Origin of the sequence: Nostoc sp. (assembly GCF_036917375.1) — a bacterium.
Taxonomy (GTDB): Bacteria; Cyanobacteriota; Cyanobacteriia; order Cyanobacteriales; family Nostocaceae; genus Nostoc.
Genome location: NZ_JBALDN010000079.1, coordinates 67,284 through 80,274, shown reverse-complemented (window position 1 = coordinate 80,274; position 12,991 = coordinate 67,284). Strand labels below are relative to the sequence as shown.

Here is a 12,991-nt window from a genome sequence, read left to right as displayed (position 1 = left end):
TACGAATTTTTAGTTACTTACTGTTACAAACCAAAATAATTGTGATATTTGACGCGTATTGTAAATTATTGTCAGTATTTTCAGATAATTTGCCCAAATATGCAGTGAATTTCAACTTTTAGTGCGATCGCGAACAGGGTGTCAAAGACAGAGGCTACGCCAATATGAGGTACAGAAATACCCTACTTGTGCGATCGCGATCGTTAATCTTAGAGAAGGGAGAAGCAAGTAGCGTGAGGGTTGGGGAGAAGTAATAGCCGATCTAGTTGCAAAATGCTGCATCATGAGTTCTCTTTATATCTCCCTCATAAACACGTAGATATCCAGATGCCTGCTTCTAACAAGTTAGTTGCGAAAAAACTTTTGCAATTTTGCGTGAGATTATTATTTGTTTAACAGGGAACACTATAAAAGTTCAGAATAATCTAGAAATTTTACTTAGCTTCTGGGAGCAAACATGATAATTAAAACACTTACTAAAGCTAAACATACTCCGATTAAATCGTAGCGGTCTGGAGTTACCCCGTCTACCTTCCAACCCCAAAGCATTGCCATTGCGATAAACACGCCACCATAAGCCGCATACACTCTGCCAAAATTTGCCGATTGGAAAGTTGCAAGAACCCCGTAGAAAGCTAAAGCAATTCCCCCCAATATGCCCCACCAGAACGGCTTACCTTCGCGCAACCACAACCAGATTAAGTAGCCGCCCCCAATTTCCAATAAACCAGCCCACAAAAAATACAGCAGGGACTTAATCATTTGCTCAATTATTTAACAACATATAACTCAGTAAAATTACGCTAACGCTTTTAAGTAAACTATTGTCATTAATTAAAGGTAAGTTTGTTGACCAAATTGGGTATGGGGCACAAGAGCAGAGGAGCAAAGGGGCGGAGGGGCAGAGGGGAAAAAACTTGTACAAGAACTCTCCCCTGCTCCCTTGCTCCCCTGCTCCCCTGCTCCCCTGCTCCCCAGAATGTAGATAAGGCTCAAGGATGAAAGCACCATTACCTGATAACGAAGCCCAGAGAATCGAGGCAATTTTGCAGTATAAGATTCTCGATACGCCATCGGAAGCCACCTTTGACGATCTGACTCGTTTAGCCTCGTATATTTGTCAGACTCCTATTGCCTTAATTAGCTTAATTGATACAAATCGCCAATGGTTCAAGTCAAAAGTCGGTTTGGATGCTCCAGAAACGCACCGAGATTTTGCATTCTGTGCCCATACCATTCTCCAGCCTGATGTTTTGGTCGTGCCTGATGCAAAAGATGACGAACGGTTTGCAACAAATCCACTGGTGACATCTGACCCAAATATTCGCTTTTATGCTGGTGTACCTTTAATTAACCCTGAAGGATACGCCCTCGGAACTCTGTGTGTAATTGACTACGTACCACGAAAACTTCATCCAGAACAAATAGAGGCATTACAAACTTTAGGTCGTCAAGTTATCAAGCAACTGGAATTGCGCCGAAATTTAGCAAGTTTGGCACTTGTTACTAAGAAAAGCAACCAGCCACAGATGATACGCAAGCAATTTTTCAAAAAGATTGCAGCAAGTTTTGGTTTGTCGTCGGTAATTTTAGTTCTGATTGGGGTGGTTTCTTATCAAAATACAAGAGTATTTAGTAATTCTAATCGCAGTATAGTAAAACATACTTATAAAAAACTTAACAGCCAAGAGGAAATACTGTCCCAGGTAAAGGATGCTGAACTTGGGCAACGTAGTTACATCTTCACTGGAGAAAAACTTTATCTAAAATCGTATCAAACAGCACTTAGTAACGTCGATCGAGAAATTGCCGAGCTGAAGAATTTAACAGCAGATCGAGCGAATCAACAAAAGCAGATGGCAACGCTTGAATTTCTGATAACGGCTAAACTTACTGAACTAAAACAGACTATCGACTTGCGCCAGAATAAGGGATTAGAGGCGGCGTTGCAGGTACTGCTGAGAAACGATCGACAAAATCTCATGGATGATATCCGCAAGGCGATCGATGAGATGGAAAACGAGGACAAGGGACGAATCCGACAGCAGTCACAAGCAGCAAAGACTTGGACTCGGAACACAATTCTGATACTGGCGATCGCTATTTGCCTAAGTTTTATTGTTCTTGCTGTAGTCTACTACTTGATCTATCGTGAGGTTATTGAGCGCAAGAGGACAGAAGAAACCTTAAATCAAGAACGCAACTTTATCTCAGCAGTCCTTGATACAGTCGGTGCGTTGGTAATAGTTCTCGATTCTCAAGGGCAAATCATTCGTTTCAATCAAACCTGTGAGCAAATAACTGGTTACTCTTTTGATGAGGTGAGGGGTAAGTATAGCTGGAACTTGTTACTACCTCCTGAAGAAGTGGAGCCAGTTAAAGCAGTTTTTGACCAGTTACGATCTGGTCAAATTTCCAATAATTATGAAAATTATTGGGTAATGAAAGATGGTAGTCGGCGGCTGATTGCCTGGTCGAATACCATCTTAAAAGACTATGAGGGCTGTGTTGAATACATAGTTGCTACTGGCATTGATATTACCGATGCCAAACGAACACAACAGCATCTAACTGCGCAATATGCTGCAACCCGCGTTCTCGCAGAGTCCGCCACAATTAGCGAAGCAACTCACCAAATATTGCAAGGAATCTGTGAGAGTTTGGCATGGGATTTGGGTGAAATTTGGATGGTAGATGAGCAAGCAAATGTGCTGCATTTTCTCGATATCTGGCATAAACCATCCATTGAAATGCAAGAGTTTGAAATACTGAAGCGGCAAACCACCTTTGCACCCGGAATTGGACTACCTGGAAGGGTTTGGGCTAGTTCTGAATCGGTTTGGATTGCTGATATCGCTAAAGATATTAATTTGCCTAACTTCAAAATAGCTGCTCAAGTAGGACTACACGCAGCTTTTGGTTTTCCGATCCGCAGTGGTAACAAAATCCTTGGTGCGATCGCCTGCTTCAACCGGGAAATCCAGCCCCTTGACGAAGATTTAGTAAAAACGATGAATTCTATCGGCGAGCAAGTAGGGCAATTTATCCAGCGTAAACAGGCTGAAGAAGAAATACAACGCCAAAATTTGCGATCGCAACTATTTACCGAAATCACCCTGAAGATTCGTCAGTCTTTGGACATCGAAGAAATTCTCCAAATCACTGTCGAAGAGGTACAAAAGATTCTCCAGACTGACCGAGTTTTAATTTATCAGCTTTTGCCAGATCAGTCTGCAAACACCGTTGTTGAAGCAGTAGTTTCTGGCTTACCAGCAATCAAAGAGCAAAACAATGCCGCCCCCTACTTTGAAGCAGAATATCTCCAACAGTACTATCTACAGCAGTACCGTCAAGGCAAGATTTTCGGACTGGATAACTTGGATCTCCTGGAAGTTGAACAAGGCCATCTGGAATTAATGCAACAGTTTGGGGTCAAAGTCAATTTAGTTGTACCTATTCTTGTCAAAGAAGAACTTCGCGGTTTGCTGATAGTTCATCAGTGTGATGATTCCCACCACTGGTCTAACTTTGAAACCGATCTTTTGCGGCAAATAGCCGACCAAGTAGGTATTGCTTTAACCCAAGCCCAACTATTAGCAGCAGAAACTCGTCAGCGACAAGAACTTGAAATTGCCCGTCGCCAAGCCGAATTAGCTTCTCAGACGAAAAGTGCCTTTTTGGCAAATATCAGTCATGAAATTCGCACTCCGATGAATGCTGTATTGGGAATGACCAGTTTGGTCTTAGATACTCCTTTAGACGAAGAACAGCGAGATTTTATTGAAATAATTCGGAGTAGTGGAGACGCTCTTTTAAGTTTAATTAACGAGATTTTGGATCTTTCCAAACTTGAGGCTGGAGAGATGGCTCTTGAAACTTTAGATTTTGACCTATCCACTTGTGTGGAGGAAGTGGTGGAATTATTGGCTCCCTCAGCCCATAACAAGGGATTAGAAATTGCTGCACTAATCGATCGCAACGTCCCCACTCAACTCAAAGGAGATACTGGTAGGCTGCGGCAAATTTTGATGAACTTAATCAGCAACGCCATCAAATTTACCAGCGTTGGCGAAGTATTAGTACAAGCCGAATTGCGATCGCTTTCACCGACTACAGCCACCATCCATTTTGCCATTACAGATACAGGTCTTGGCATTAGCCTTGAAGACCAACGCAAACTCTTTACACCATTTACCCAAGTGGATGCTTCAACCACTCGCAAGTATGGTGGTACCGGTTTGGGATTAGCCATCTGTAAACAACTTGTAACCTTGATGGGAGGAGCGATCGGGGTAGAAAGTCAGATGGACAAAGGATCTAAGTTTTGGTTTGAGTTGCTTTTTACCAAACAAGTTGAGCCTGTTGAGCCAAAATGCGAAGGCGGACTTTTGCAAAATCGCCGCTTATTGGTGGTGGATAACAACACTACTAATTATAAAATCATCTCCCATCAAGCTACTCATTGGGGAATGGAGGTAGATCGAGTTGACAGTATTGCTGCGGCCGTTAAAGTTATTCAGCAAGCTAGCGAACAGGGGAAATCATATCATGTTGCCTTGGTTGATATGCAAATACCCCAAACAAATAGCATGACAATAAAAGAACAAATTCCAGCCAATTCTGCAATTACTGAGATTCCTTTGATTCTGCTCGCCTCTACTAATCAACGGGATGAAGTACAACAGGCGCTCAAAATCGGATTTGCTACTTATTTATTCAAACCCATTAAGCCATCACGACTCCTTGATGCCATCATAAATATTTTAGAAACTCAGCCGGAATCAGAACAAGGATGTAGAGGCAGGAAGCTAGAGGCGACAGAAGAAATTGCGAGTACAGAAACTTCAGATATTCTTAGTTGTTCTTCTAACCTATCTACTAAATCCAAGTTAAGAATTCTCTTAGCCGAAGATAATTTGGTGAATCAGAAAGTAGCACTAAAGCAACTCCATAGTTTGGGCTATAAAGCCGATGTCGTCGCCAATGGAAAGGAAGTTTTGCAGCTCTTAGAAAAAATTCCTTACGATTTGATTTTAATGGATTGCCAAATGCCAATTCTCGATGGTTTGGAAACTACAAAAGAAATTCATCGTTGGCAAGAGGACGCTTTTGCATTGGGTCATCGTCCTGTGGTAATTGCGATGACAGCTAATGTGATGAAAGAAGACGAACAAACTTGTCTAAATGCCGGAATGGATGACTATTTAAGTAAGCCAGTATTTAAAGAAAAATTGGCTGAGACTTTAGAGCATTGGACAGGTGTGATCGCTTCCCAACAAGAGGCAGGTGTATATGAACAGACAGTTTCCACGGACTTAGCAATTGATTGGGAACACTTGCATCGGATATCGGGAAATGATGAAGAATTTGAATTAAATTTATTGCAAATATCCGTTGAAGATATTAAACCCCGTTTAGAGATAATTAAAGCAGCGATCGCAACTGATGACTTCGAGCAAATAGCGCGAGAAACTCATCACCTTAAAGGTGCTAGTGCCAACATTGGAGCCACAGCTATGTACTTAGCAACTGACAAACTAGAACAACTAGCTAGCGATCGAGACCTTAAAGGTACTACTAATTTAATTTTAGAATTAGAAGAATTTGTCAACTGCATTCAATACTTTTTAATTAAAAACAAAGTCGTGAAGGAGGCAGGAGGCAGATCGCTTTTAGCGTCTCCCCTTGGGAGAAGGCAGGAGGCAGATGGGCAATGGTTTCCATGACACTAGATCGAGGACAATTGCCCGATCCATCCCGACACTTGACATTATGTAAATTATGTAATACATTTGTAGTATACAAGAAAAGCCTCCTCAAAAGCATTGCAATAATGCTTTCCTTGGGTCTGTAGCTCTAACGGTAGAGATCCCGGATGTCACTTGTGCCCTGACAGAAAAAGCTTACATACTTGCTCAATGGTAGAGCGATCGTCTCTAAAACGATAAGTTGCAGGTTCAATTCCTGCGGTGTAACCACAGCTTTTTCAACTTGCATGAGGTGTGAGTGTAACTCTCACAGGGAGGGTATCGGTTCAATCCCGATCAGATCCACTAATATCAGTTTGTAATTACAACAGGAGGCGATCGCAATGGTTCATATTCGATTTGAAGGACGTTCTGTTGATGTGCCAAAAAGCCAATTGGGAATTGCGGCAGGGATGAATGATGTGGCAGTGAAGGAGCGCGTTGCTCGGCATTTAGATGTGAATAGCGATCGCCTTTCTGCTTACGTAATCGATCGCCGTCCTAGTGGCGATTTGATCGTCCGCCCTGAAGCTGTCTATGGTTAAATTTCCGAGTCATCCGTGCCCCAACACAAGAAGCATACATACACATTCATAACGGCCCTAAGGTAGTAAAGTTCGAGCGATCGGACTAAGCGAAGCATGATTTCTAAGTCTCTCGCAGATTTAGCGTGCGTGCCCACTGCCAATATTTGGTAAGAGCGGCCGTAGCTGTAAAAAGCTTCTTGAACTTGCACGGAATGATTTAAGACTTAATTCCGCGCCCTAACTTGTAAAGCCTACACACACTCCGGCAACGGAATGCAGGTTCAAATCCTGTCGCTCCCTTTGATGGGAGCGTAGCCAAATTGGTATAGGCAATTGTGAAAACTGCTTTGCTAACTTGTGCGGAATTTAAATTATTTAAATAGTATTTATCTATAACCTTTACTCAATACGGAGGTGAGTTCAATGATGTTAGCTAACTCATGTTTAATAACAACTCAATTAGAAAAACTGCATTTAAACAACGTGAGATATGAGCGAACATCGTTTGAGCGAGATTGTGATTGAGCGTCCTCGCGGTGGGAGGAGAATTAGCCTCAAAAAGGTGACTGGCTTTAAGAAGCAATTATACAAAATCACCCAGGATGCCATTCAGGATGGATTGTTGAATCCTTACCTGATTAAACCAATAAATAAATCTAAGTATCTTTCAGACCATCTTGGCCCTCTGCGGCGGTTTTTGCGATCGCAAGTCGGACAACCTTGGAATGAGGTTTACAGCCAACTGTGTCAACGGTTAGATCCCAGCACAATGGCAGGACAGCATGTTATCGATCATGTGTGGGATTACGTTGAACGGCATGTGGAGATAATTGATGGTGGTTTTTATAGCAAGCCTTATCAAGGGTATCGAAATCAGCTAAATACAAGCCATCGCGATCGCTTCTATATCCATCCTGAAATCGGTATTCTTTGTGCAGTCGAGAAAGTACCTCGAAAGCAGAAGCAAAAGCAGGAACAAAGTGATATTGTCATCATTGATAATTATCATCAATACCAAAAGCTAAACGAAATTTGGTATTTAATTACCTTTGAAGATTTGCCATGGCCAGCCATTCATTATGTGAGGGATGCTGTCAAAGGTATAATTCATCGTTCTGTGGCATATACAGGTCGAATGATTTACGCTGTTAAGAAACAGCAGTGTAATAAGAAAGAAATTCGATTTATTTTAAATCAACTTTCTAAAACCTAAAATTTTCACTTCGTGCCCTAACTGAAAAAGCTTACATACTAGCCGAATGGTAAGGCACTTGACTGAAGCTCAAGCAACTACGGGTTCAAATCCCGTGTGTGAATCAACAGCTTTTTCGACTTGCACGAAGCGATATTATAGCGCTTCTCGGTTGAGCTCAATACAGACCTAACCCCAACCCCTTCCCTTGTAGGGAAGGGGAGCAAGATTCAAAGCCTCTCTCCTTTTAGGAGAGAGGTCAAAGTGTATTGCATCCACGCGATAACCGCTATATTTCATTAATGATTGATGAAAACTTCTCTTTCGGTATTTTCTTCGTGTCTTTGTTGAGTTGCAAAAATTACTTTTTTAAACGAACCGCCAAGGACGCATTCGCGCAGCGTCTCGTTAGAGAAGGACGCGAAGTTGAAGAAGAAGACAGAGAATTTCACATACTAATTAGGATTGCTACATAGTTATTGGCAGTTGTTGCCGCGCCCCGATCGCAGAAGCTTACATAACTCTGCACAAGTTATACACAATGCTTCTACAACTTGCGCGGTGATATCACCTCGCGTGCAACATCTGCCTCCTCATCCATCACAACTAGAGGAGGTTCATAATGAATACCGCAGAACGGGACCTGCGTTTGGAAATGCTCAACAGTTTGCTCACAACTCCTCACCGCAAGCTTGAGCAAGTCGCAGAAATTCATCAGTTAATTGTTGAACTCGATCCCATCTTCTACGGACACCTGGCAGTTTGGTATCAGCGTCATGGTGATGTCCGCGACCACAAAGAGGTGTTTATTGCTCATTTGTTAACTAGCAATTTAACTGAACACCGAGATGCTGGATTTATGATGCTGCAAGAGTTTCCACCCTATCAGGTGGCTCGTGTGGTGGACTTCATGAAGCAACAGCAGAATAAACTGCCTCGTTCGGCTCGGACTGCGGTACGGCGTTATCTAAAGGTGCGGGAAAGCAATCCGGCTCTGTTCGATCGCGCCGCACTCAGAGGTCGTAAAGCAATGAAGCACTTATATGCTTCACTGCACATCAAGCCAAATGAACGGGCAAATGCGATTCTATTCTGCGATACTCCTCCAGAGGGTTCCTTGGCGAATGTGCTGAAGCAGCTTGCTAAGGCAGAAAGTGCGGCAGAACAGGCACGGCTGATTGTGGAGTTCAAAATTCCCTACACGATCGCAGTTGGTGCGATCGTGCAACTTACACCAGTTGTATTGGTGGCGTTAATCAACAGCATGTCTCCACAAGAAGCGATCAACAATCTCAAGTCTCTCCAGACTAGAGGTGCAATGGATCACCCACAAGTGAAGAAGCTGATTGATTCCAAGCTGGAAGCAGCTTCTAAGAGTGGGCGTGTTTCAGCATTCAAAGCACAGATTGCGGCAGATGCAGGAGATTTTGACGCAGACACCGTTGCCCAACTGGAAAAGGTGACAAACGAACAGGTGAAACGGCGGGGTGCGATCGCTCGTCCAACTGCTTTATTGGTGGACAAGTCTGGTTCAATGGAAAATGCGATCGCGATCGGTAAACAACTCGCTGCCCTAATTTCTGGTATCACTAAGGCAGAACTGTTTGTGTACGCTTTTGACACCATTCCTTACGCTGTTACGGCAAAAGGCAAAGAGTTGACCGACTGGGAACGTGCCTTCCAGCACATCAACGCAGGTGGTGGTACTAGCATCGGCTGTGCATTGGAAGCAATGCGGAAGAAGAAGCAGGTAGTTGACCAGATAATTCTGGTGACGGACGAGGGCGAAAATGCTGCTCCTTACTTCGGTGAAGTTTACAAGAACTACTGCCGGGAGTTGGCGATAATGCCCAATGTGGTGATTGTCCGTGTGGGTACTCATTACAACTGGGTGGAGAGTCAACTGAAGCAGCAGCAAGCACCTGTAGATACGTTCACTTTCGCAGGAGACTACTACAGTTTGCCGAACATCGTCCCACTCCTGACGCGCCCCTCTCGTCTGGATTTGCTAATGGAGATTATGGATCTGCCATTGCCAGTGCGAGACGATAAGTAAGGTTAGAATATGGCATTGCTTGTCAGTAGAAATGATGAGTAATGCCATCCATTCAATTACGAATTTTTAAGATGACGATGACGACACCACTCAAAGAATGGTCTGAAGAAACTATCCTCTCTATGATTAAGGATAGAGTTCAGGAAAGCCTTGAACTTGATTATAAGGAATGCCCTGCAATCTTTCCACTTACTGAGGGAAAGAAAAAAGAACTTAGCAAAGATGTCTCAGCTTTTGCTAATTCTGCTGGAGGCATAATTATCTATGGTATAAAAGAAAATGGGCATATCCCTACTGAAATTGATACAGAATTTGATCCTAATGCATTGTCAAAAGAGAGGTTAGAACAGATTATAAATTCAATCATTCATCCTCGTATCAATGAACTTCTTATTAAGCAAATAGAACTAGTTACTACTAGCCCAGGTCATGTATTGTATGTAGTTTCAATTCCTCAAGCTACAACAAGAGCGCCTCATCAAGCTACCGACAAGAGATATTACAAACGTTTCAATTTTGAGTCGGTTGCAATGGAGGATTATGAAATCAGAGATATTCTCCGTAGAGCAACAACACCTGATTTACACTTTCATTTTTATTTGGGTGGTCAAGATACTGTGCCAATACAGTTTTCTCAAGACCAGCCATTCTCTGAAGAAGTAGATATGATTATTGCTGTAGAGAATAGAGCAGAAGAACCTGCATCCTATGCTGTAATGGATGTATTTATAGATTCTGCTCTAAAGTTATCTAACTCTGCTGATTTAGCAATGACAAATAATGTCTTTCTTACTTTGAAAGATGAGAAAATATCTTTTACACATCTTAGTAAAAACTGGTCTATTCCCAGCAAGTTGCCTATATTCAAGGAAACTAATTTTAGAATTACAGATATACCCATTAAGCTTGCCATCCCAAAGGATCATGCTGATTCAGAGGTAATCTATTATATGTGCGTATGGCAAATTAGATCACCTGGAATGATTAATAATGGTTCTTTTGCATTTGTTCTCAAAGACAGTTATTTGACAGTAGCTAAACCTTAAGTACTGCTGACAAGATGCAGCGATCGCTCTACTCCAAAATCCCTCTTTTCATCTCTTCCAATTTTATGTAGTACCTTGTATTATATGAATATCCTGCGTGCCCCAACTCTTGGAGCCTACATACTAGTACGAGAGGAAAAGTAACACTGTCAAATACAGTGGGCGTGTGTGAACGGGGAGTGCGAAGAACCTGGAAGGTAGGCTTAAAAGTAGCCATCCTTGAAAGAGTGTGTAACAACTCACCAGCGGAGTCCCTCTAGTAACTGAGAACACGCAATGCTCCACCAACTTGCACGCAGGAATTTTACTACTTCCTAAGTAGGAGGCTATTGATTAACAAAATTAAAATTAACTTCAAGTTTTTGACTTTAATACTTCTATAGCTTTAAATCCTTCTATAGTCTGACCTAAAAATATCATGGGAACACTCAAGCTAAACGGATTACCAGTTTGAATCATATTATAAATGGCAGTTAACGCATTTAGCGACATCAATCCTACTGCAATACCTAATGCAATTTTTGATTTACGTTGGACAAAGAAACCTAGAGTTAGATACAGTAAACCGAAAAATAAACAGCTAATTCCCAATGTTAGATAATCACGAAATCGACTACCGGCGAAAAATAATATTATGCTGAGAAAAATGCACAGGACTCCAACTGCGTAAACTGCACGGTAAGCAGATGCTAACTTTTTTCGGGATTCTGATATTTGTTGTGTTTGGGTAGTCATTTTTTGGTTGATAGAGTGCAAATTATGTTTTTTTATATACTCCATTACTGGCAATAATCTTGGGTAATTATGCGTAAAGAGAGATAATTATGTCTGATATCCGTAAGCTAATCAACCAAATTGCGATCGCAGAAGCACAATTGTCTACGACCCAATTCCTAGCACCCTGTGTCAAAGGTGGACGAGTTCGCACACGGGTAGCCGGGATGATCTACACCTTCAGTCCAAAGCCTAGTAAATTTGAAGGTTGGGGCATCTTTCAGGCTGTGGATGAAAAAACAGCAACGGTTGTAGAAGAAGCAGATTTACCCCAAATTGCAGAATACCTGCAACACTTTCCCCAAATACGGCTGCGGTTAGCACACCAACTGCAAAAACAAACTTGGTTAGCATACCCTGTAAATGAAGCAGATATGCGTCAACGGTTGAAGGTAGTTAAGCCGATCGCAGTCCACTTAGTAACCGAGGGCGTTACCTTTGAGCAAATCATTGCCCGATGGAATGGACAGTCATGCTGGTTTGAGGAAGTCGATCGCCGTACCGATCCGGCAATTTCTGAAACTCTGCAATCTGCCGTCAAGCAACTCATTCCTGCTGAGGAATTACAGTTTAAGGGTATTACTCCAGAAATCCGCACAGTGTATGAATTAGCAACTCGGCGCATTGAGGGATTTACTCAACCTCAACAGGATGAAAAGCGACTAAAAAAGGCATTGCAAATGGGTGGCGGTGAATTAAATCAATTCCACGATCGCGGCGATTATTGGACAGTCGATTGGACAACTGCTGATGGTGTTCGCCATAGTAGTGCGATCGCTAAAACTGACTTGACTGTTGTCAGTTCTGGTATTTGTCTGAGTGGACGCGATCGCGATTTTGACTTGCAATCCTTAGTAGGTGTCATGGAACAACAAGAGTATTAATTACGAATTACGAATTACGAATTATTATGAGTATCTTTTTTCACGAACAGCTTTACCGCACTAATGCTGTGATGGCAAAACTAAAAAATTATCCTGTAACAATTTGTGGTGCTGGAGCATTAGGAGCTAACATCGCGGAAAACTTAGCTCGGTCTGGTTTTGATAAACTTACAGTAATAGATCGCGATCGCATTGAGGAGCGTAACCTTTCGACTCAGCCTTACTACCGTTCCGATGTTGGAGCGTTCAAGGCGAAGATTTTGGCGAATAATTTATATCGAGCAATTGGTACTAAAGTTGATGCCAAAACAAAGGAGTTGACACCAGCAAATACAAATCAATTACTTCAAGACAGCCAGCTAATTATCGATGTCTTTGACAATAGCGTGGCTCGTCAAGCAGTGAAAGATTATGCTGAAAAATTAAGCGTACCCTGCCTTCATGCTGGGCTAGCAGCAGATTATGCAGAAGTAATTTGGAATGACGTTTATCGCGTTCCTTCCGAGGTTAATGATGATGTCTGTGATTATCCGTTGGCACGAAACCTGGTGATGTTAACTGTTGCTGTGGCGTGTGAAGCGATCGTTTCATTCATTGCCACAGCAGAACAGCGTAACTTCAGTATCACTCAAAAGGATCTGACTGTTCAATCTCTATTTTTGTAGAAGGTACTTGTCCCGCCGCGGCGATCGTGGCTCAAAATGAAAAATGTTTAAGTTTAGCGATCGCCATCTCCCAATTGCTGATACCAATTCACGAAATTAC

Annotated in this window: 10 protein-coding genes and 1 tRNA gene; 8 read left to right on the top strand and 3 right to left on the bottom strand. The window is 42.3% G+C overall.

Features of this window, described 5'->3' with window-relative positions; translation table 11 throughout:
- Positions 1 to 438: 438 nt before the first annotated feature.
- Complete coding sequence (locus V7K45_RS21005) at positions 439 to 762, bottom strand: YnfA family protein (protein WP_335006813.1); 324 nt, start codon at positions 760 to 762, stop codon at positions 439 to 441.
- A gap of 236 nt (positions 763 to 998) precedes the next feature.
- On the opposite strand from V7K45_RS21005, the gene V7K45_RS21000 reads away from it, so the two are divergent.
- Positions 999 to 5,726 (top strand): GAF domain-containing protein, encoded by a 4,728-nt coding sequence (locus V7K45_RS21000; protein WP_335006811.1) that lies wholly within the window; start codon positions 999 to 1,001, stop codon positions 5,724 to 5,726.
- Positions 5,727 to 5,856: 130 nt separating this feature from the next.
- Here the strand turns inward: V7K45_RS21000 and V7K45_RS20995 are convergent, their stop codons facing one another.
- Positions 5,857 to 5,997 (bottom strand): hypothetical protein, encoded by a 141-nt coding sequence (locus V7K45_RS20995; protein WP_194044144.1) that lies wholly within the window; start codon positions 5,995 to 5,997, stop codon positions 5,857 to 5,859.
- Between the two features lie 94 nt (positions 5,998 to 6,091).
- Here V7K45_RS20995 and V7K45_RS20990 point away from each other — a divergent pair, with 94 nt between their 5' ends.
- The 5 genes from V7K45_RS20990 (at position 6,092) to V7K45_RS20970 (ending at position 10,568) form a co-directional block, all read left to right on the top strand.
- A complete protein-coding gene (locus V7K45_RS20990; protein WP_335006809.1) occupies positions 6,092 to 6,292 on the top strand; it encodes a hypothetical protein in 201 nt (66 codons plus the stop codon).
- Positions 6,293 to 6,764: 472 nt separating this feature from the next.
- Positions 6,765 to 7,487 (top strand): hypothetical protein, encoded by a 723-nt coding sequence (locus tag V7K45_RS20985; protein WP_335006807.1) that lies wholly within the window; start codon positions 6,765 to 6,767, stop codon positions 7,485 to 7,487.
- A gap of 32 nt (positions 7,488 to 7,519) precedes the next feature.
- Positions 7,520 to 7,588, top strand: a tRNA-Phe gene (locus V7K45_RS20980).
- A 500-nt stretch (positions 7,589 to 8,088) separates the two neighbouring features.
- Complete coding sequence (locus tag V7K45_RS20975; protein ID WP_335006805.1) at positions 8,089 to 9,522, top strand: vWA domain-containing protein; 1,434 nt, start codon at positions 8,089 to 8,091, stop codon at positions 9,520 to 9,522.
- Positions 9,523 to 9,563: 41 nt separating this feature from the next.
- On the top strand, positions 9,564 to 10,568 hold the full coding sequence (locus tag V7K45_RS20970) for an AlbA family DNA-binding domain-containing protein (RefSeq protein ID WP_335006803.1): 1,005 nt from the start codon (positions 9,564 to 9,566) through the stop codon (positions 10,566 to 10,568).
- A 354-nt stretch (positions 10,569 to 10,922) separates the two neighbouring features.
- On the opposite strand, the gene V7K45_RS20965 is transcribed toward V7K45_RS20970, so the two are convergent.
- Positions 10,923 to 11,303: a hypothetical protein gene (locus V7K45_RS20965; RefSeq protein ID WP_094341303.1), complete on the bottom strand. Its 381-nt coding sequence runs from the start codon at positions 11,301 to 11,303 to the stop codon at positions 10,923 to 10,925.
- An 89-nt stretch (positions 11,304 to 11,392) separates the two neighbouring features.
- On the opposite strand from V7K45_RS20965, the gene V7K45_RS20960 reads away from it, so the two are divergent.
- A complete protein-coding gene (locus V7K45_RS20960) occupies positions 11,393 to 12,226 on the top strand; it encodes a hypothetical protein (RefSeq protein WP_335006802.1) in 834 nt (277 codons plus the stop codon).
- A gap of 26 nt (positions 12,227 to 12,252) precedes the next feature.
- On the top strand, positions 12,253 to 12,891 hold the full coding sequence (locus tag V7K45_RS20955) for a HesA/MoeB/ThiF family protein (protein ID WP_335006800.1): 639 nt from the start codon (positions 12,253 to 12,255) through the stop codon (positions 12,889 to 12,891).
- Positions 12,892 to 12,991 lie beyond the last annotated feature (100 nt).